General features: G+C 68.3%; 20 protein-coding genes. 13 read left to right on the top strand and 7 right to left on the bottom strand.

Annotation, left to right across the window (positions count from 1 at the left end):
* The 6 genes from ACWDTP_RS15705 to ACWDTP_RS15680 form a co-directional block, all read left to right on the top strand.
* A partial coding sequence (locus ACWDTP_RS15705) for a 5-oxoprolinase/urea amidolyase family protein (RefSeq protein ID WP_450021238.1) occupies positions 1 to 761 on the top strand: 761 nt, incomplete at its 5' end.
* 44 nt (positions 762 to 805) lie between these two features.
* Positions 806 to 1381, top strand: a complete 576-nt coding sequence (locus tag ACWDTP_RS15700) for a GNAT family N-acetyltransferase (protein WP_450021236.1) — start codon at positions 806 to 808, stop codon at positions 1379 to 1381.
* A gap of 99 nt (positions 1382 to 1480) precedes the next feature.
* The gene (locus ACWDTP_RS15695) at positions 1481 to 2896 is read left to right on the top strand and encodes a nitrate/nitrite transporter (protein ID WP_450021234.1); all 1416 of its coding nucleotides are present in this window, start codon (positions 1481 to 1483) and stop codon (positions 2894 to 2896) included.
* A gap of 34 nt (positions 2897 to 2930) precedes the next feature.
* Complete coding sequence (locus ACWDTP_RS15690; RefSeq protein WP_450021232.1) at positions 2931 to 4094, top strand: uroporphyrinogen-III synthase; 1164 nt, start codon at positions 2931 to 2933, stop codon at positions 4092 to 4094.
* Positions 4091 to 4786, top strand: a complete 696-nt coding sequence (locus tag ACWDTP_RS15685; RefSeq protein ID WP_450021230.1) for a sirohydrochlorin chelatase — start codon at positions 4091 to 4093, stop codon at positions 4784 to 4786. The genes ACWDTP_RS15690 and ACWDTP_RS15685 overlap by 4 nt, the downstream gene beginning before the upstream one ends.
* Before the next feature lie 681 nt (positions 4787 to 5467).
* Positions 5468 to 5698: a Fur family transcriptional regulator gene (locus tag ACWDTP_RS15680; RefSeq protein ID WP_450021228.1), complete on the top strand. Its 231-nt coding sequence runs from the start codon at positions 5468 to 5470 to the stop codon at positions 5696 to 5698.
* A gap of 35 nt (positions 5699 to 5733) precedes the next feature.
* Here ACWDTP_RS15680 and nirD read toward each other — a convergent pair whose 3' ends face one another.
* From nirD to ACWDTP_RS15665, 3 genes are all read right to left on the bottom strand, one after another.
* Entirely contained in the window at positions 5734 to 6105 is a 372-nt protein-coding gene (nirD, locus tag ACWDTP_RS15675; RefSeq protein ID WP_450021226.1) for a nitrite reductase small subunit NirD, read from the bottom strand.
* Positions 6102 to 8714 carry a nitrite reductase large subunit NirB gene (nirB, locus tag ACWDTP_RS15670; RefSeq protein WP_450021224.1) on the bottom strand — a complete coding sequence of 871 codons (2613 nt, stop codon included), beginning with the start codon at positions 8712 to 8714 and terminating at the stop codon, positions 6102 to 6104. Before nirB ends, nirD begins: the two co-directional genes overlap by 4 nt.
* A gap of 114 nt (positions 8715 to 8828) precedes the next feature.
* Positions 8829 to 10241 (bottom strand): aminotransferase-like domain-containing protein, encoded by a 1413-nt coding sequence (locus tag ACWDTP_RS15665; protein ID WP_450021222.1) that lies wholly within the window; start codon positions 10239 to 10241, stop codon positions 8829 to 8831.
* Between ACWDTP_RS15665 and ACWDTP_RS15660 the strand changes: the two genes are divergently transcribed.
* Positions 10240 to 11160: a DMT family transporter gene (locus tag ACWDTP_RS15660; RefSeq protein WP_450021220.1), complete on the top strand. Its 921-nt coding sequence runs from the start codon at positions 10240 to 10242 to the stop codon at positions 11158 to 11160. The genes ACWDTP_RS15665 and ACWDTP_RS15660 overlap by 2 nt on opposite strands.
* Positions 11161 to 11212: 52 nt before the next feature.
* Here ACWDTP_RS15660 and ACWDTP_RS15655 read toward each other — a convergent pair whose 3' ends face one another.
* Both ACWDTP_RS15655 and ACWDTP_RS15650 read right to left on the bottom strand, forming a co-directional pair.
* Complete coding sequence (locus ACWDTP_RS15655; protein ID WP_450021218.1) at positions 11213 to 11710, bottom strand: hypothetical protein; 498 nt, start codon at positions 11708 to 11710, stop codon at positions 11213 to 11215.
* Positions 11711 to 11758: 48 nt separating this feature from the next.
* Positions 11759 to 12553 (bottom strand): isocitrate lyase/PEP mutase family protein, encoded by a 795-nt coding sequence (locus ACWDTP_RS15650; protein ID WP_450021216.1) that lies wholly within the window; start codon positions 12551 to 12553, stop codon positions 11759 to 11761.
* Positions 12554 to 12662: 109 nt separating this feature from the next.
* On the opposite strand from ACWDTP_RS15650, the gene ACWDTP_RS15645 reads away from it, so the two are divergent.
* The 5 genes from ACWDTP_RS15645 (at position 12663) to ACWDTP_RS15625 (ending at position 16847) form a co-directional block, all read left to right on the top strand.
* Positions 12663 to 12959: a hypothetical protein gene (locus ACWDTP_RS15645; protein WP_450021214.1), complete on the top strand. Its 297-nt coding sequence runs from the start codon at positions 12663 to 12665 to the stop codon at positions 12957 to 12959.
* Positions 12960 to 13011: 52 nt separating this feature from the next.
* A complete protein-coding gene (locus tag ACWDTP_RS15640) occupies positions 13012 to 13833 on the top strand; it encodes a hypothetical protein (protein ID WP_450021212.1) in 822 nt (273 codons plus the stop codon).
* Between the two features lie 52 nt (positions 13834 to 13885).
* Positions 13886 to 15832: a fumarate reductase/succinate dehydrogenase flavoprotein subunit gene (locus tag ACWDTP_RS15635; protein ID WP_450021210.1), complete on the top strand. Its 1947-nt coding sequence runs from the start codon at positions 13886 to 13888 to the stop codon at positions 15830 to 15832.
* A 1-nt stretch (position 15833) separates the two neighbouring features.
* Entirely contained in the window at positions 15834 to 16583 is a 750-nt protein-coding gene (locus tag ACWDTP_RS15630) for a succinate dehydrogenase/fumarate reductase iron-sulfur subunit (RefSeq protein ID WP_450021208.1), read from the top strand.
* 102 nt (positions 16584 to 16685) lie between these two features.
* Entirely contained in the window at positions 16686 to 16847 is a 162-nt protein-coding gene (locus ACWDTP_RS15625; RefSeq protein WP_450021206.1) for a hypothetical protein, read from the top strand.
* An 11-nt stretch (positions 16848 to 16858) separates the two neighbouring features.
* On the opposite strand, the gene ACWDTP_RS15620 is transcribed toward ACWDTP_RS15625, so the two are convergent.
* Positions 16859 to 17344 carry a flavin reductase family protein gene (locus ACWDTP_RS15620; protein WP_450021204.1) on the bottom strand — a complete coding sequence of 162 codons (486 nt, stop codon included), beginning with the start codon at positions 17342 to 17344 and terminating at the stop codon, positions 16859 to 16861.
* Between the two features lie 103 nt (positions 17345 to 17447).
* Here ACWDTP_RS15620 and ACWDTP_RS15615 point away from each other — a divergent pair, with 103 nt between their 5' ends.
* A complete protein-coding gene (locus tag ACWDTP_RS15615; protein ID WP_450021202.1) occupies positions 17448 to 18107 on the top strand; it encodes a GAP family protein in 660 nt (219 codons plus the stop codon).
* A gap of 84 nt (positions 18108 to 18191) precedes the next feature.
* Here the strand turns inward: ACWDTP_RS15615 and ACWDTP_RS15610 are convergent, their stop codons facing one another.
* Complete coding sequence (locus ACWDTP_RS15610) at positions 18192 to 19952, bottom strand: AMP-binding protein (RefSeq protein WP_450021200.1); 1761 nt, start codon at positions 19950 to 19952, stop codon at positions 18192 to 18194.
* Positions 19953 to 19972 lie beyond the last annotated feature (20 nt).

Below are 19972 nucleotides of genomic sequence, written 5' to 3'. Positions count from 1 at the left end.
CCCTGGCCAACCGGCTGGTCGCCAATCCGGGCGAACGGGCCACGGTCGAGGTGACCTTCGGCGGATTCTCCGCGCGGGTACGTGGCGGCGATATCGCGATCGCCGTCACCGGGGCCGACACCGACCCTTCGGTCAACGGAATCCCGTTCGGCACCAACAGCATCCAGCACGTCCGTGACGGTCAGGTGATCTCGCTGGGGGCCCCGCACTCCGGGCTGCGCAGCTATCTCGCGGTGCGGGGCGGCATCGACGTCGCACCCACCCTCGGGTCGCGCAGCTACGACGTGATGTCGGCGATCGGCCCGGCACCGCTGCAAGCGGGCGATGTGCTGCCGGTCGGCGAGCACACCGAGGAGTTCCCCGAACTCGACCAGGCCCCGGTGGCATCGATCGCCGAGGACATCGTCGAACTGCAGGTGGTCCCCGGGCCCCGGGACGACTGGTTCGTCGACCCCGACATCCTGATCCGGACCAACTGGCTGGTCACCAACCGCAGCGACCGGGTGGGCATGCGACTGGTGGGCATGCCGCTGGAATACCGGTGGCCGGACCGCCAACTGCCCAGCGAAGGCGCCACCCGCGGCGCGATCCAGGTCCCGCCCAACGGGTTTCCGGTGATCCTCGGGCCGGATCATCCGGTGACCGGCGGATACCCGGTGATCGGGGTGGTCACCGACGAGGACATCGACCGGCTGGGCCAGGTCCGCCCCGGGCAAACCGTCCGGTTGCACTGGGCGCATCCGCGCGCCCCGTTCGACTGATCCGAGCCCGAGACACCGGTGCGCGGCGCTGGTAGAACAAGAGTGTGACAACCGCGGATACCTATGCCCACGTGCGCGGGGCCGCCGTCCACACTGCACGCCTGGTACACACCGCCGACCTCGACCAGGAGACCCGCGAGGGCGCTCGACGCATGGTCATCGAGGCGTTCGACGGGGATTTCACCGACGCCGACTGGGAGCATTCGCTCGGCGGCATGCACGCCCTGATCTGTCAGCACGGCGCCCTGATCGCGCACGGCGCCGTGGTCCAGCGCAGGCTGCTCTACCGTGAAACCGCCCTGCGGTGCGGCTATGTCGAAGGCGTCGCGGTGCGCGCGGACCGGCGCGGCCAGGGACTGGGCACCGCCGTCATGGACGCCCTGGAACAGGTGCTGCGCGGCGCCTACCAACTCGGCGCTCTGAGCCCGTCCGAGGACGGCAGGCACCTGTACGCGACCAGGGGCTGGCTGCCGTGGCAGGGCCCGACCTCGGTGCTGATGCCTGCCGGGGTGACCCGCACGCCCGAGGACGACCGGTCGCTGTACGTGCTGCCGATCTGCGTGCAGCTGGACACCACCGCCGAACTCACCTGCGACTGGCGCGACGGCGACGTCTGGTAACCGCCCTCACACCCGGGCCGTCGACCCGGTGAGCGGAATTTCACCACCGGGTCACCGCGGGCAGTGTCCGGGCAATAAACGCTTTCTAGCGTTTCGCCCATGCCCACTCTGCTGAAGTCGAATCGCATCACCAACTGGGATCCCGAGGACGCGGTCGCCTGGGAGGCCGGCAACAAGCTCATCGCCCGTCGCAATCTGATCTGGTCGGTGTTCGCCGAACACATCGGCTTCTCGATCTGGTCCATCTGGTCGGTGATGGTGCTGTTCATGCCGGAGGCCGTGTACGGCTTCTCGGCCGGCGACAAATTCCTGCTCGGCGCCACCGCCACCCTGGTCGGCGCGGGCCTGCGGATTCCCTACACGCTGGCCACCGCGACGTTCGGCGGCCGCAACTGGACGGTGTTCTCGGCGTTCGTCCTGCTGATCCCGACCGTGGGGACGCTGCTGCTGCTGGCCCATCCCGGGCTGCCGCTGTGGCCCTACCTGGTGTGCGCCGCACTGGCCGGGTTCGGCGGCGGCAACTTCGCGTCGTCGATGACCAACATCAACGCGTTCTATCCGCAGCGGCTCAAAGGCTGGGCGCTGGGGCTCAACGCGGGCGGCGGCAACGTCGGGGTGCCGATGATCCAGCTGGTCGGCCTGCTGGTGATCGCCGCGGCGGGCAACCGCTCCCCATACTGGGTGTGCGCGATCTACCTGGTGGCGCTGACCGTCGCGGGCATCGGCGCGGCCTTGTACATGGACAACCTCGAACAGCACAAGATCGATCTGGGCGCGATGAAAGCCATTCTCTCGCAACGCGACACCTGGGTGATCTCACTGCTCTACATCGGCACCTTCGGGTCGTTCATCGGGTTCTCCTTCGCGTTCGGCCAGGTGCTGCAGATCAACTTCGCCGCGGGCGGACAATCGGCGGCCCAGGCCTCGCTGCACGCCGCGCAGATCGCGTTCATCGGCCCCCTGCTCGGCTCGTTGTCCAGGGTCTACGGCGGCCGGCTGGCCGACCGGGTCGGCGGCGGCCGGGTCACCTTGGTGACATTCGGCGGGATGATCCTGGCGGCCGGGCTGCTGGTCGGGATCAGCGTCGCCGACGACCACGGCGCGGGCGCGGCCACCGGCCTGATGATGGCCGGCTACGTCGTCGGCTTCATCGCGCTGTTCCTGCTCAGCGGCATCGGCAACGGCTCGGTGTACAAGATGATCCCGTCCATCTTCGAGGCCCGCAGTCATTCCCTTGAGATCGGTGAGGCGCAGCGGCAGCACTGGTCGCGGTCGATGTCGGGTGCGCTGATCGGCTTCGCCGGCGCGGTCGGCGCCCTGGGCGGGGTCGCCATCAACATGGCCCTGCGGCAGTCCTACCTGTCCAGCGGCTCGGCCACCGCCGCGTTCTGGGGTTTCCTGGCGTTCTACCTGCTCGCCTCGGTGGTGACCTGGTTCTACTACGTGCGCCGCCCGGCTGCGACCGGTGTCACTGCCGCCCAGTCGGACCGACACGCCTCGGCAATGGCCGGGTAATGGGTTGGAAACACGAGCTGCCTTCACTGGGCGTATGAGTGAGCCCGACTGGGCACCGCTCACCGGATTCCGGGTGGCGGTGACGTCATCGCGCCGTGCGGAGGAGCTGGGTGCGCTGCTGCGCAGGCGGGGTGCCACGGTGACCAGCGCCGCCTCGATCACCATGGTCCCGCTGCCCGACGACGACGAACTCCGCGCGCACACCGAGTCGTTGATCGACGTGGCCCCCGATATCGTGGTGGCCACCACCGGCATCGGGTTCCGCGGCTGGATCGCCGCCGCCGACGGGTGGGGGGTGGCCAACGATCTGATCGACGCGCTGGGCCGGGCCCGCATCGTGTCGCGGGGGCCGAAGGCCACCGGCGCGTTGCGGGCGGCCGGGCTTCCCGAGGAATGGTCGCCGGACTCGGAGTCCTCCCGTGAGGTGCTCGGCTATCTGCTCGAGCATGGTGTGGCGGGACGGCGCATCGCCGTGCAGCTGCACGGCGCCACCGACGAGTGGGATCCGTTTCCGGAGTTCCTCGACGAATTACGCGGGGCCGGAGCCGAAGTGGTGCCGATCCGGGTCTACCGCTGGCATCCGGCCCCGGCCGGCGGCGAATTCGACCAGTTGGTGACCGATATCGCCGAGCGACGCTTCGACGCCGTCAGCTTCACCTCGGCACCCGCGGTGGCATCGGTGCTGATGCGGGCGACCGAGATGGGCATCGCGGACCGGGTGCTGGCTGCGTTGCGGACCGACGTCCACGCCATGTGCGTCGGCCCGGTCACCGCCCGCCCCCTGGTCCGACTCGGTGTGCCGACGTCGTCGCCCGAACGAATGCGGTTGGGGGCCTTGGCCCGCCACATCACCGATGAGCTGCCGTTGTTGCAGTCGCGTACGGTGCGGGTGGCCGGGCACACCCTGGAGATCCGCGGCACCTGCGTGCTGGTCGACGGTGCGGTCAAGTCACTGTCCCCGGCCGGGATGGCGACCATCCGCGCGCTGGCGCACCGGCCGGGGGCCGTGGTGTCGCGATTCGATCTGCTGGGCGCCCTACCCGGCAGCGGAACCGACACCCACGCCGTGGAGACCGCCGTGCTGCGGCTGCGAACCGCGCTGGGCGACAAGAACATCGTGTCCACCGTGGTGAAGCGGGGCTACCGGTTGGCCATCGATGAGCCGGAACGCGATCCGGGGATGGTGCGGGCACCGTGAGTCTTGTTCTGGTGGCGCACGGCACCCGCAAACCGGGCGGCGTCGCGATGATCGGCGACCTGGCCGAACGGGTGGCCGGCATGCTCGACCGCACGGTTCATGTCTCGTTCGTCGATGTGCTCGGCCCGACGCCCGGCGAGGTACTCGCGACCCTGCCGACCGCGGCTCCCGCGGTGGTGGTGCCCGCGTTCCTGGCCTCGGGTTACCACGTCCGCGTCGACGTCCCCCAGCATGTGGCGGCCAGCGCGCATCCCGCGGTCACCGTCACCGCACCGCTGGGCCCGAGCCACGGGACGGTGCGGGTGCTCGCCGATCGGCTCGCCGAATCCGGCTGGCACCCCGGCGACTCGGTGATTCTCGCGGCGGCGGGGACCTCGGACCCCTACGCCCAGTCCGACCTTCGACGCACGGCCGCCCTGCTCTCAGCGGTTACCGGCGACCGCGTAGAACTGGCGTTCGCCGCGACCGGTGCCCCCAGCGTCGCGCAGGCCGTCGCCGCGCAGCGCCGCCGCGGCGGCCGCCGCATAGTTGTGGCGTCCTACCTGCTTGCCGACGGACTTTTCCAGGATCGGCTGCGTGACTCCGGAGCCGACCTGGTCAGCGCCCCACTGGGCACCCACCCCGGGCTGGTACGGCTGATAGCCAACCGGTTCCGGCGCGCCGGGGTTCTGACCCTGCCTGCGGCGGCGTGACCGCACGGCATTGACCGCAAAGGGCGTAGCAAACACCACGAGCAGCAACGCCGCACCCGACCCGCCGACCGCGAACGCGATGGTCCGGCGATCCCGGATCAGCCCGGCGCACTGATCGACGTAGTCGCTGGTGGCGAACGCGGGCCCGGCGAGCGTGTGTTGATCGAGGTTGAGCTGGTCCTGTTTGGCGGCCGTCTCATACCCGGGTGCCATGCCGTTTCCGCAGGGAATGGGGGTGCCGGCCCGGTCCACCGCGGTCAGTCCCATGGGCAGTGTCAATGCGACGAGTGAACCGAGCACTGCCGCCACACCCAGCAAATTCAACACCGAACGCCCAAACATTGTTTGCCAGTCCCTCCCTCAATGTCCTCCCCCGTAGCCGAGTCTAGAACACCTCCAGCGAACTTTTCTAGTTAGCCGGATATCGGCGGGGCAGTCACGTCGGACTGTTCAACAACTGTTCATCTTGGCAAACTACCGGGCAAAACCATTCGCAACCAGCTAGTTCGGCTTACAACCCCGGTATCGGACGGGCCGAACCCCCGTCGCGATGCAAAGTTTCAGGTTGTACTCAGCTATCGTTATCGCGTTCGTCGGACGCTGTTTGCGGGGGTGTGGAATCGGTGCAGGTCACAACGCCGGGTGGGGCACCGCGCCCAACCGGTCAAAGCGGTAGCGCCCGTGCCTAACTCAGTCTCCGCGGAGAATCTCCGCCAGCAACTGCTGCGCGCGCTCGAGGGCACCAGGAAACCGATGACCACCGCGCAGTTGCGCGATCACGCCCACGAGCATTTCCGCGTACCCATCGTGATCGAGGCGGTCTACCGCAACCTGACGGTGCTGGAACGACGCGGGGACGTGCAGCGCCGCAAACTTCCGGGACGCGACGCACACTGGACCCGGTCCGGCTGAGCGGATGCGACCAGCCGTTCCGGCGGCGGGCCGAGTCAGGCTGCGATCTGGACGAATCCGCCGACGGTGACGCGCGTCCGGTAGACCGGTACCGACACCTCGGGATCATCGAGACAGCCGCCGTCGTCGAAGGCGAACGCCTGCTTCTTGATCGGCGACTGCACGGTGGCCCGCCCGCCGCGGTCCCCCACGATCCCGCGGGAAAGCACCGCAGCACCGGAGAACGGGTCGACGTTGCCCACCGCATGCAGCGTCCCGTCGTCGAGCCGGAACAACGCCGCCTGCGAACCGTCCGGCATCAGCACGGCCACACCGCGGCACGGCATCAGAAAGTCGTAGCGGCAGGCCGTCGTCCACGCCGACAGCCGCGGCGAGCCTGCATCGTTGCGATCGTCGAGCAGTGTCATTTCGACTCCTCAAGAGGCCGGACCGACGGCATCCCGATATCGGTGGTGGCGGGCACCTTTCGGCCGGCGCGTTCGGTGAACGTGACGGTGGGGTCCTCGACGTCGGGGGCGTTGACGAACGAGACGAACCGCGACAGCTTGTCAGGGTCCTCCAGAACGCCCTTCCATTCGCACGCGTAGCCGTCGACGTGCCGGGCCATCGCCGTCTCGAACTCCTCGGCCAGGCCCAGCGAGTCGGCGCAGACGACATCGCGCAGGTGCTCCAGACCGGTCCGATCCGCTCGGCCGAGGCTCTCCACCCACGGCGCGGTGCGCTGCAGCCGGTCCGCGGTGCGGATGTAGAACATCAGGAACCGGTCGATGTAGCGGATCAGCGTCTCGTCGTCGAGGTCACCGGCCAGCAGCTGCGCGTGTTTGGGGGTCATGCCGCCGTTGCCGCCCACGTAGAGGTTCCAACCGGTTTCGGTGGCGATCACGCCGACATCCTTGCCCCTGGCCTCGGCGCACTCCCTGGCGCATCCCGATACCCCCATCTTGAGCTTGTGCGGTGACCGCAGCCCGCGGTAACGCAGCTCCAGGTTGATCGCCATCTGGACGGAATCCTGCTGACCGTAGCGGCACCAGTCGCTGCCGACACAGCTTTTCACGGTGCGCAGCGACTTACCGTAGGCGTGGCCGGATTCCATGCCGCCCTCGACCAATCGCCGCCAGATCTCGGGCAGCTGCTCCACCCGGGCGCCGAACATGTCGATGCGTTGGCCGCCGGTGATCTTGGTGTAAAGGTCGAAATCGCGGGCGATCTCGCCGATCAGGATCAACTGCTCGGGGGTGATGTCCCCACCGGGCACCCGGGGCACCACCGAGTAACTGCCGTTGCGCTGGATGTTGGCCAGGAAGTGGTCGTTGGAATCCTGCAGGGAGGCCTGCTCGCCGTCGAGTATGTGGCCGGAGCCGGTGGATGCCAGGATCGAGGCGATCGTGGGTTTGCAGATATCGCAACCTTTTCCGGTTCCGAAGCGTTCGATCAGCCCGGAGAAGGTGCGGATCTCGGTGGCGCCGATGATCTCGAACAGCTCGGCGCGGGATTGGCCGAAGTGTTCGCACAGCGCCGTGGACTGCTCGACGCCTTCGGCCTCCAGCAGTTGCTTGAGCAGCGGCACGCACGACCCGCACGAAGTGCCCGCGAGTGTGCACTTCTTCAGACCCGGCACATCGGTGCAGCCTCCGCAGATGGCGTTCTTGAGCTCACCCTTGGTGACGTTGTTGCACGAGCAGATCTGTGCGATATCGGGCAATGCGCCCACGCCGAGGGCCGGTGCACCGTCGGTCGAGGGTGCGATCAAAGCCAGTGGGTCGCCGGGCAGTTCGCTGGCGACCATCGGCCGCAGCACACCGTACGCCGAGGCGTCGCCGACCAGGATGCCGCCGAGCAGCGTCTTGGCGTCGTCGGAGAGCACCAGCTTGGCGTAGGTCTGCTTGACCGGGTCGTTGACCACCACCTCGAGGCAGTTCGGGGTATTCCCTTTCGCATCACCGAAACTGGCGACGTCGACGCCGAGCAGCTTGAGCTTGGTGGACATATCCGCACCGGGAAACTCGGCCAGGCCGCCGAGCAGACGGTCGGCCACCACCTCGGCCGTGGTGTACCCCGGCGCCACCAGCCCGTAGCAGCGGCCGTCGACGGCGGCCACCTCGCCGATCGCGTAGATGTGCGGATCGCTTGTCACACAGGTCAGGTCGGTGAGCACACCGCCGCGTTGCGCCATGTCCAGACCGGCTTCGCGGGCCAACTCGTCGCGCGGACGCACACCCGCGGCGAAGATGACGACGCCGGTGTCGATCGCGGTGCCGTCGTCGAGTGACACCCGAAGCGAATCGTCGACGGCCGACTTGCGCAGCGGTTTGTTCCGCTGCACCGGTTGGATGCTCTGGGTGCCGACAGCGGTGTGCACCTCGATCCCCAGTCCCCGCATCATCCGGTTCAGCAGCGCACCGCCGGACTCGTCGAGCTGGGCCGCCATCAGATGCGGCGACATCTCCAGGACGTGGGTGTTCAGCCCGAACTGCCGCAACGCATTGGCCGCTTCCAGGCCCAGCAGACCGCCACCGATCACGACACCGACCGGCGACTTCGAGATCAGCGCGGCCTCGGCGGCGGCCCGGATGGCGTCGAGGTCGTCGAGCGTGCGGTAGACGTGGCAGCCCGGCAGGTCGCGGCCGGGCACCGGCGGCACGAACGCGGACGATCCGGTGGCCAGCACCAGCGCGTCGTAGCCGAAGCTCTCGCCGGCGACGGTGCGCACCGTGCGCGCGTCCCGGTCGATCTCGACGGCGGCGCTGCCCAGCCGCAGCCGCACCAGGTCGTCACCGGGATAATCGTTGCCCGGCAGCGCCAACCGGCCGCGGTCCCAGTGCTCGGTGTATCCGGTGAGCCCGACCCGGTCGTAGGCGGCGTCGGCCTCCTCGGCGAGGACGGTCACCCGCCATTCGCCCGCGGTGTCGCGGGCCCGCAACGCCTCGACGAAACGGTGGCCGACCATGCCGTGACCCACCACGACGACGTCCTTACGGGCCGGCGAAGCGACGGGGCCTCCTTCAGTTCCTGCCATGCCGCGAGATTAGGAAGCCGATATTGCCGCAATGTCGCACCGTGTGAAGTGCCCATCACGGTGTGCTCACGGGCCGCCGAACGCGCATGTGAGTTCACCGCGCGGTGAGGCTCGCTAACCGTGCCCGCGGGCCAGCGCGGCCCCGATGACCCCGGCCGCGTCACCGAACCTGGCCGGCTCCGGCCCGGAGTAGTTCAACCGCAGATACGGGCCGGCCGGCTCGGCCGGAAACCATTCGGCACCGCCCGCGACGAGCACCCCGTCGGCTTCGCAGTCCCGGGCCAGCCGGTCCAGATCGGTTCCGTCGGGCAGCCGCACCCACAGATGCAGCCCGCCCCGCGGGAGCTGCGCCAGATGCGCGTCGGGGACCTCGTCGGCCAGGCAGCCGGCCAGCAGGTCGCGGCGCGCCTTGAGCTGTTCCCGCAGGCCGCGCAGATGGGTGCGCCAGGCCGGCTGGGTGACCACATCCAGTGCGGCGGCCTGCAGTACACCGCTGACATACATCGACTCGGCACCCCGGTCGGCCAGGATCCGGTCCCGCGCGGGCCCTCTGGCGATCACGGCGGCGACGCGTATCGACGGGGACACGCTCTTGGTCAGCGACCTCAGGTAGATGACATGGCCGCCGTCGTCACCTCCCGCGACCGGAGTTGCCGTGCTGTCGATGCCGAAATCGTGGGCCCAGTCGTCCTCGACCAGGAACGCCCGGTGGGCCCGGACCACGTCGAGCACCTGCCCGGATATCTCGCTGGTCCATTGTGCGCCAGTGGGATTGGCGAAGTTCGGCTGTGCGTAGAACACCCTGGCGCCGGTCTCGGAGAAGGCTCGTGCGAGCTCGTCGGGATGCGGACCGTTCGGCCCGCTTGGCACCGGTACCACCCGCACCCCCGCCTGCGCGGCCGCGATGATGGCGCCCCAGTAGCTCGGCGATTCGATCAGCAGCGGCCTACCGAACCCGACCAGGGCGCGAAACGTCGAGCTCAACCCGCTCTGGCTGCCGGGCAGCACGATGACGTCGCGCGGTGTCGGGACGGCGATACCCGCCTCGCAGGCCTCGGTGAGTTCCTGGGCGAACCAGGCCCGCAACTCGGGCAGCCCGGGGGCCTCGGCCCGATTCAGGGCGGTGTCCCCGCGGGCCACCCTGGCCAGCGCGGCCCGTACCAGCCGCTGGGGCAGCAGCTCGCGGTCCGGGTACCCGGAATGCAGGCCGATGGTGTCGGGGGCACCGCTGCGCATCGGCGTCGACAACGCCGGGATTCTGGCCTTCGGCGAACCCAGTGCTGCTGTCTGCCAACCGAAGTCGGGAGGACGGGTGGTGCGTGCCGTCCGCACGAAGGTGCCCACCCCCGGCCTGCTCTCGACCAGCCCGAGGCCGCGCAGCACCCGCATGGCCTTGGCGACCGTGACCGGGCTCGCCGAGTACTGCGTCACCAGGGCCCGGTTGGACGGTAGCCGCGCGCCCGGGGCGGCGGTGCCGATCCACTGCCGCAGACCCGACACGATCCGCCCAGTGCTATCGTTGTCCATGTTGGATCAGAGTAGCGCTATCCCGAATTCGCGACCAGTGCTATCCCGAGGGGTATCACACGCCGGCCTGTGGTGGGGCCTGCTGGGCGTGCTGGCCTTCTCCTTCACCGTCATCTTCACCCGCGTCGCGATCGGCGGGCTGACACCGATGTTCATCGGGGCGGGCCGCGCCGTCGTCGCCGCACTGCTCGCCGCCGCCGCACTGACCCTCACCCGGCAGGCGCTACCCCGTGGCCGCCAGTGGATCCGGCTGGCGGTGGTGGCCGCGGGCGTCGTCGCCGGCTTCCCGCTGCTGACCTCATATGCCCTCACCACCGTCCCGGCCACCCACGGTGCCGTGGTGATCGCACTGCTGCCCGCGGCGACCGCGGTCACGGTGGTGCTGCGGAGCCGGGAACGGCCGCCGGTGGCGTTCTGGGTCACCGCGGCGATCGGCGCGGTGGCCGCCGTCGTCTTCGCGATGCTGCACGGCGGCGGACTCGGTCACCTGCACTGGGCCGACCTGCTCCTGTTCGGTGCTGTCATCGCCGCCGCGGTCGGCTACGCCGAGGGCGGCCTGCTGGCCAGGGAACTCGGCCCGTGGCAGACCGTCTCCTGGGCGCTGATCGTGGCCGCGCCCGCGATGGCCGCACTCACCGTGGCCACGGTCGTGCACCAGCCACCACACGCCACGCCCACCGAATGGGCGGCATTCGGCTACCTGGCCGTGGTGAGCATGTACCTGGGCTTCTTCGCCTGGTACCGGGGCCTGGCCATCGGGCCGATCGCGCAGGTCAGCCAGATCCAGCTGGTGCAACCGGTGCTCACCATCGGCTGGGCCGCGTTGCTGCTGCACGAGGGGCTGACCTGGGTGACCGTGGCGGGCGCGGCCGCCGTCATCGCCTGCGCGGGCCTGGCGGTGCGGATCCGGATGCACTGAGTGCGCCGTCCGTTTCAGCGAAAACCGACGTATCCTAACGATTTTCGGCGTCTCAGACCGGCACCAGACTGCCCGAGGTGTAGACGTCACCGTGGATCAGGCCGGGGACGGGTGGCCCCTCCACCCAGACCCATCCGCCGGTGGCACCGGCCTGGCGCGGGCCGGTCACCGTGACGAAGCCATTGCCCGCCGCGTCGGTGTGCATCATCCCGACCGCCACACCGGGGTCACCCGCATTGCACGGTGCCTCGGCCGCACGCGGCATCTGGATCAGCCTGACCCGATAGGCGGTGTCCGGCCTGGCGGTCTGCAGCCGGACATCGGCCCGCACCGTGCCCGAACCGCCGTCGCCGAGGCCGACCATCCCCGAACCCGTGCCGTTCCCGTTGCCGGCCAGGAACGGCTCGATCCCGAAGCCGCACTGCCGGATGACATTCTCCAGTGGCACGGTCTTCAGCCCCGGCGAATCGGCCGCGGCGGCACCGGAACCGTCCAGCGCGACCGCCAGCACCACGACCGGCGTCGCCGCCCACCTCGTGTACCTGCGCATGGCGACATTATTTCCGGGAGCGGGCCTATCCGTCCCCGATACCGGCGGTTAACGCCAGCGCGACAGCAACTCCGTGGCCCGCGCCGCCAGAGCCGCCTGCAGGAACGGCCCGAAACTGATCCGCCCGACACCCAGCGGGCCGAAGGAGGCCGGCTCGTCCTCATCCGGCACCGCGATGGCGTTGACCGGCAACGGCAGTTCGGAGGTCAGGCGGCGCAGGGTATCGGGATCGTGCCTGCCGACCGGATACAGGCTGTCCGCACCGGCCGCCGCGGCCTCTTTCAGCACGGCTATCGCCCGGTCCACCCGATCGGTGCTCGTCGGCTCCTCGCGCGAGCGCTCGTCGGTGTCCCCCCCGTCCTTGCGCAGGAACAGATCGGTCCTCGCATTGATCACCACGTGCACCGCGGCCGCATCGGCCGCCGCGCGCAGTTCGCCCACCAGGGCCGCATGCTCGGCCGCCGTCCGCAGCCGCTTGCCCTCCTTGTGCACGGTGTCCTCGATGTTGAACCCGACCGCGCCGGCGTCCAGCAGCCCCTCGATGATCCGGGCCGGCGGCTCGCCGTACCCCGATTCGATGTCCACCGACACCGGAACCGGCACGGCCTCGGTGATCTGCCGCACCCGGGTCAGCACCTCGTCGAACGCCATCACCTCGCCGTCGGCCCTGCCGATCGAATCGGCCAAGGGGTGGCTGCCCACGGTGAGCGCCGCGAACCCCGCCTCGACGGCCAGCTTGGCCGACCAGGCGTCCCACACCGTGGGCAACACGACCGGGTTACCCGGCTGGTGCAGCGCCAGCAGTGCCGCCGCACGCTCCCGCAAAACCTGTTGAGACAACATGCAAACCTCCGACCTCTCGACGTGACCTGTGTCACGCTCAACTCGGTGCTGTGGCTACCATCGATTGTCGTACTGTGAGCCCTGACACCCTTCAGCCCAAGGAGGTCACTTGTCCACCACAACCGAATTCACCGAACTGCACAACCTCATCGGCGATCTGCGCCGTTGCGTCACCACCGTGGCCGCGAAGTACGGGGACTCCCCGGCCGCGCGACGCATCGTCAATGATGCCGAACGGATCCTCAACGATATCGAGCGACTCGACATCGACGCAGAAGAGTTGGAGATGCGCCACGGGGTCACCCGGCAGCGCGAGGACAAGGAAAAGATCGGCATCCCCGACACCCAGTACGGAACCGAGTTCTGGCAGGACGTCGCCGATGAAGGACTCGGCGGATACCGATGAGCGCGTGGGCGTTTGACGCCCACACCGACAACTGAACCTCAGAAAGGGAACCGTGAGCGCACCCACCGATGACCGTCGCGCGACCGGGGTCTTCTCGGAAAACCGAGCCCAGATCCCGCAGCGCACCCTTCGGACCGATCGTTGGTGGCAGGCACCGCTGTTGACCAACCTGGGGCTCGCGGCGTTCGTCGTCTACGCGACGGTCCGGGCCTTCTGGGGCAGCGCGTACTGGGTGGCCGACTACCACTACCTGACGCCGTTCTACTCACCGTGCGTGAGCACGGCGTGCGCGCCCGGATCCAGCCACTTCGGCCAGTGGGTCGGCGAACTGCCCTGGTTCATCCCGATGGCGTTCATCTCGCTGCCGTTCCTGCTCGCCTTCCGGCTCACCTGCTACTACTACCGCAAGGCCTACTACCGATCGGTCTGGCAGTCGCCGACCGCATGCGCCGTCGCCGAACCGCACGCCAAATACACCGGCGAGACCCGCCTTCCGCTGATCATGCAGAACGTGCACCGGTACTTCTTCTACGCCGCGGCCATCATCTCGCTGGTCAACACCTACGACGCGATCGTCGCGTTCCACTCCCCTTCGGGTTTCGGCTTCGGCCTCGGCAACGTCATCCTGGTCGCCAATGTGACGCTGCTGTGGATCTACACGGTGTCCTGCCACTCCTGCAGGCACGTCACCGGGGGCCGCCTCAAGCATTTCTCGAAACATCCTGTGCGTTACTGGATCTGGACTCAGGTCAGCAAGCTCAATACCCGCCACATGCTGTTCGCCTGGATCACCCTCGGCACCCTGATGCTCACCGACTTCTACATCATGCTGGTGGCCAGCGGAACCATCTCGGACCTGAGATTCATTGGCTGACAACCGAGCCCAATTGTCGACCGACACGATCCGAAGCGGAGCGAAAGAGTAAATGACTGACCAGAATGGTCTTCACGGAGGCGGTTCGGCCGCCCTGGAACGGCACTCCTACGACGTCATCGTCATCGGCGCCGGCGGTGCCGGACTGCGCGCGGTGATCGAGGCCCGCGAACGCGGCCTGCGCGTCGCGGTGGTGACCAAATCCCTGTTCGGCAAGGCCCACACGGTGATGGCCGAGGGCGGCTGCGCGGCCGCCATGCGCAACGTCAACACCAAGGACTCCTGGCAGGTGCACTTCGGTGACACCATGCGCGGCGGCAAGTTCCTCAACAACTGGCGGATGGCCGAGCTGCACGCGCAGGAGGCCCCCGACCGGGTGTGGGAGCTGGAGACCTACGGTGCGCTCTTCGACCGCACCAAGGACGGCAAGATCAGCCAGCGCAACTTCGGCGGGCACACCTATCCGCGGCTCGCCCACGTGGGCGACCGCACCGGCCTTGAGATCATCCGCACCCTGCAGCAGAAGATCGTCTCACTGCAGCAGGAGGACAAGCGCGAACTCGGCGACTACGAGGCCCGGATCAAGGTCTTCCACGAAACCTCGGTCACCGACCTGATCAAGGATGGCGGGCGGATCGCCGGAGCCTTCGGGTATTACCGCGAGACCGGCAATTTCGTGCTGTTCGAGGCGCCCGCGATCGTGCTGGCCACCGGCGGCATCGGCAAATCGTTCAAGGTCTCGTCGAACTCCTGGGAATACACCGGCGACGGCCACGCCCTGGCCCTGCGCGCCGGGTCCGGCCTGATCAACATGGAGTTCATCCAGTTCCACCCGACCGGCATGGTCTGGCCGCTGTCGGTCAAGGGCATCCTGGTCACCGAGGGGGTCCGCGGTGACGGCGGGGTGCTCAAGAACTCCGACGGCAAGCGGTTCATGTTCGACTACATCCCCGAGGTGTTCAAGGGCCAGTACGCCGAGACCGAAGAAGAGGCCGACCAGTGGCTCAAGGACAACGACTCCGCCCGCCGCACACCTGATCTGCTGCCCCGCGACGAGGTCGCGCGCGCGATCAACGAAGAGGTGAAGAACGGCCGCGGCACCCCGCACGGCGGCGTCTACCTCGACATCGCCTCGCGCATGCCCGCCGAGGAGATCAAGCGGCGGCTGCCTTCGATGTACCACCAGTTCATCGAGCTGGCCGAGGTCGACATCACCAAGGACGAGATGGAGGTCGGCCCGACCTGCCACTACGTGATGGGCGGCATCGAGGTCGACCCGGACAGTGGCGGCGCGCTCACCCCCGGGCTGTTCGCCGCGGGTGAGTGCTCGGGCGGGATGCACGGTTCCAACCGGCTGGGCGGCAACTCGCTGTCGGATCTGCTGGTGTTCGGCCGCCGGGCCGGGCTCGGCGCGGCCGACTATGTGCGCGCGCTGCCGGACCGGCCGAAGGTGTCCGACGCGGCACTGCAGGAGGCGACCACGCTGGCGCTGGCCCCGTTCGAGCCCAAGCCGAACGCGGAGAACCCCTACACGCTGCACGCCGAACTGCAGCAGTCGATGAACGATCTGGCCGGCATCATCCGCAAGGAGGCGGAGCTCGAGCAGGTCCTGGTCAAGATCGGCGAACTCAAGGCGCGCTACGCCAACGTCGTGGCGGAGGGATCTCGCCTGTTCAACCCGGGCTGGCATCTGGCCATCGATCTGCGCAACATGCTGCTGGTCAGCGAATGTGTGGCCAAGGCGGCGCTGCAACGCACCGAGAGCCGGGGCGGGCACACCCGCGACGACTTCCCGCAGATGGACGCCAACTGGCGTAACAAACTGCTGGTATGCAAGGTGGCCGACGGCGCGGGCGGCCAGGTGGTCCCCGACATCGCCGTCGAATCCGAACAGCAACCGACGATGCGGGCCGATCTGCTGGCCACGTTCGAGCTGTCCGAGCTCGAGAAGTACTACACCGACGATCAACTGGCCGAGCACCCGGAACGGAAGGGCTGAGATGGCTGCCTACAACGCGAACCTGCGGGTCTGGCGCGGCGACGACACCGGCGGCGACCTGCAGGATTACACGGTCGAGGTCAACGAGGGCGAGGTGGTACTCGACATCATCCACCGCCTGCAGGCCACCCAGGCCGGTGATCTGGCGGTGCGGTGGAACTGCAAGGCGGGCAAGTGCGGATCCTGCTCGGCGGAGATCAACGGCCGCCCGCGGCTGATGTGCATGACCCGCATGTCGACGTTCGACCCGGCCGAAACCGTGACGGTGACGCCACTGCGCACCTTCCCGGTGATGCGCGACCTGGTCACCGATGTGTCGTTCAATTACCAGAAGGCCCGCGAGATTCCGTCGTTCACCCCACCCAAGGATCTGCAGCCGGGCGAGTACCGGATGCAGCAGGAGGACGTCAACCGCAGCCAGGAGTTCCGCAAGTGCATCGAGTGCTTCCTGTGCCAGAACGTCTGCCACGTGGTGCGTGACCACGAGGAGAACAAGGAGAACTTCGCGGGGCCGCGGTTCCACATGCGTATCGCCGAACTGGATATGCACCCGCTGGACACCGTGGACCGCAAGGACATGGCCCAGGACGACTTCGGGCTGGGCTATTGCAACATCACCAAGTGCTGCACCGAGGTGTGCCCCGAGCACATCAAGATCACCGACAATGCGCTGATCCCGATGAAGGAACGCGTGGCCGACCGCAAATACGACCCGATCGTGTGGCTGGGCAACAAGCTCTTCCGCCGGTGATTCTGCGGTGAGGGCGGGAAAGTGCGAGTGGAGGCCGCCCTCACCGCGGAATCAACGCGTAGGCTCGGTTCAAGCAGCCAATCAGCGACGAAAGGCAGCCGAATGATTATGGGACACACCCACAGCGTCAACGACATTCGCACCGCGATCCGGGAACTTTCGGTCCGGGCCGAACTGGCCCGCAAGGAGGGACGCCCGGGCGACGCCAGTGAGATCGAGCAGCGTATCGCGGGATACCGCGAAGAGCTCGCACAGCGACCCTGACCGCGCTCCCGCTAGCCGCCGAGCTTGCGGAATGTGCTGCGGTGGAACACAATCGGCGCCACATCGTCATGCACGGTGATCTCGCTGACCCGCAGCACGACGATGGTGTGGTCGCCCGCGGGCACCAGTTGCACGATCGCGCTCTCCAGCCACACGGTGGTGCCGTGGATGAACACCGCACCCGTCTCGCGTGACTCGGTCTCCATGCCGGCGAACCGGTCGCCGGTCTTGGCGGCCAGCGACCGCGCCGCCGCATCATGGGATTCGCCGAGGACGCTGATCCCCAGATAGGGCAGGTCCTTGAGTTTGGGCCACGTGGTCGACGAATTCTGCACGCAGAACGACACCAGCGGCGGGTCGAGCGACACCGGAACGAACGTACTGGCCGCCAGGCCGACCCGGATGCCGTCCACCTCCGCGGCGATCGCGACGACGCCGGTCGGGAAATGGCCGAACGCTTCACGCAGCGATGTCGGGCTCAGATCTGTTGCGCTCATCAACTCCATCTTGTCACGTCACCCTGCGAGACGGCTGGGTCACGATCATGGTGACCGCAACTGCTCACGACCCCGACGATGCGGGCCGGTAGCCTGACTCGGCATGTGGATTCCGCTCCTGGTGATGGCCGCCGCGGTCAGCCTGGAGCCGTTCCGCATCGGTATGACGGTGCTGATGCTCAACCGGCCCCGGCCGTTGCTGCAGCTGCTCGCCTTCCTGGCAGGTGGTTTCGCGATGGGTACCACGGTGGGCCTGGTCGTGCTGTTCCTGCTGCGGCCGGCCCTCGGGTCGGCTCATTTCACCCTGCCCAGGATGCAGATAGCCGTGGGCGTGCTGGCGTTGCTGGCCGCTGCCGTCTTCGCCACCGGACGGCCGGCGAGCATGCTGGGGAACGCACCCGCGCAACCCGGGCCACTCGCGACCCGGGCCCGCAGGCTACTCGGCGGCCAGTCGCTGTGGACGGCAGGCGCCGTGGGCCTCGGCATCGCCCTGCCCTCCGTCGACTATGTCGCGGCGCTGACCCTCATCGTCGCCTCCGGCGCCGCGGCGACCCACCAGGTCGGGGCCCTGCTGCTGTTCAATGTGGTGGCGTTCGCGCTCGTGGAGATCCCGCTGCTGTCCTATCTGGTGGCCCCGGAGCGAACCCGCACCGCCCTGTCGGCGCTGCACGGGTGGCTGCAGACGCAGCGCCACCTCAAGGTCGCCGCGGTGGTGGCCACGGTGGGCGGTGTGCTGCTCATCGCCGGGCTCGCCGGTCTTTAACGGTCACCGTTCACCGCGAGCAGACACCCGGGTACCCGGTACACCGCCGTTCCGGGTACCGGCGCGTCTGCTGGCCGGAAAAAGCTACGCGTCCAACCGGGCGAATTCGTCCTGCCGGTACTGCTCCGCGCAGGCGGCGCGACGGATCTTGCCGCTCGTCGTCGTCGGTATCGAACCGGGAGGCACCAGAACCAGGTCCCCGACATGCAGCCCGTGCGCATTGGATATCGCGGAGGTGACCTCGCTCTTCACCCCGCTGAGCCAGTGCACGGTCTCCGTGGTGGAGCTGCCCCCGCGCTTCTTGACCTCGACGACGGTGACGAGCTTCTCGGTGCTGTTCACCGGAACCGAGATCGCCGCGACCCGGCCACCGGTGATCTGCTGGACGGTCGCCTCGATGTCCTCGGGATAGTGGTTGCGCCCGCGAATGATCAGCAGGTCCTTGATCCGGCCGACGATGAACAGCTCACCGTCGGAGACGAAGCCAAGGTCCCCGGTCTTGAGCCACGGTCCGGGCACCGTGCCCGGCGTCGGGTCGACGAGGGTGGCTCCGAAGCACTGCTGTTCGTGCGCGGGTCTGCTCCAGTAGCCGGCCGCGACGTTCTCGCCGTGCACCCAGATCTCGCCGACCACATCGGGCGGGCATTCCCGTTCGGTGTCGGTATCGACGATCCGCACCACCGGCGACTGCGGCAACGTGTACTGCACGAGCGCGGTGCCGCCGCTGGCGACCCGCCGGGCCCGGCCCGCCGCCAACTCGTCGACGTCGAAATGCACGGTCTCGGCCGATTCCGACCAGGCGCCGGTGGCCACGAACACGGTGGCCTCCGCCATCCCGTAGGACGGACGCAGCATGTGGTCGGCGAAGTTGAAGTGGGCGAACCGGTCGGCGAATCGCTCCAGGGTGGCCGGATCGACGCGCTCGGCGCCGTTGATGATGCCCACCACCCCGCCCAGGTCGAGCCCGGCCAGGTCGGCGTCCTTGGTCTTGCGGACGGCGAGGTCGAAGGCGAAGTTGGGCGCCGCCGAAAAGGTACGGGGATTCTCGGCCAGCGCCCGGATCCAGCGGGACGGCTGCTCCAGGAACGCCACCGGATTCGTCAGCGCCGCCCGAAAGCCGCCGAGGATGGGGGCGCAGACGCCCAGCACCAGCCCCATGTCGTGATAGAAGGGCAACCACGACACGATCGTGGCGCCCGTCATCGACGTGGCTTGCGGATCGGTGAAGAAGCAGCGCATCAGCTGCTCGAAGTTCACCTGCAGGTTGCGGTGCGAGATCATCACCCCGGTGGGCAGCCGGGTGGAACCCGAGCTGTACTGCAGATATGCCGTATCGGGGAATTCGACGGTGTCCAGGTTGAGAGCCTGGCCCGATCCGTCCTGGGCGTCCAGATCCAACGAGTCGATCCGAACGATCTTCGGCGCGGTGTCCATCCGCGACTGGTCGACGTAATCGCCGACCTCCTGCGCGACGGCGGATGTCGTGAGGACCACCGACGGCGTCGTATCGACGAAGACCGCACTCACCCGGTCGTGGTTCGAGCCCCGGTGAGGCAGCGGAAGCGGAACCGCGATGAGCCCGGCCTGCATCGAGCCCAGGAAAGCCAGGATGTACTCCAACCCCTGCGGGGCCAGGATCACCGCCCGGTCGCCGGTGCAGCCGTGCAGCCGGATCTCGCGGGCCACGCTCATGGTCCGGCGGGACAGCTGCGACCACGTCAGTGTCTCGGTGACACCGGCCGGGTTCTGGGTGTAGTCGGTGAACGCGAAGGCCACCTCGTCCGGGCGCATACTGGCACGCCCGTGCAGCATCGACAGAATGGGCGATTGGGCTGAGGTCATCATCGGAGTCACATCACGTCCGT

The organism is Mycobacterium sp. NPDC003449, assembly GCF_053588415.1.
The sequence above is the reverse complement of the archived record's forward strand: the minus strand, read 5'-3'. Positions and strand labels throughout refer to the sequence as shown.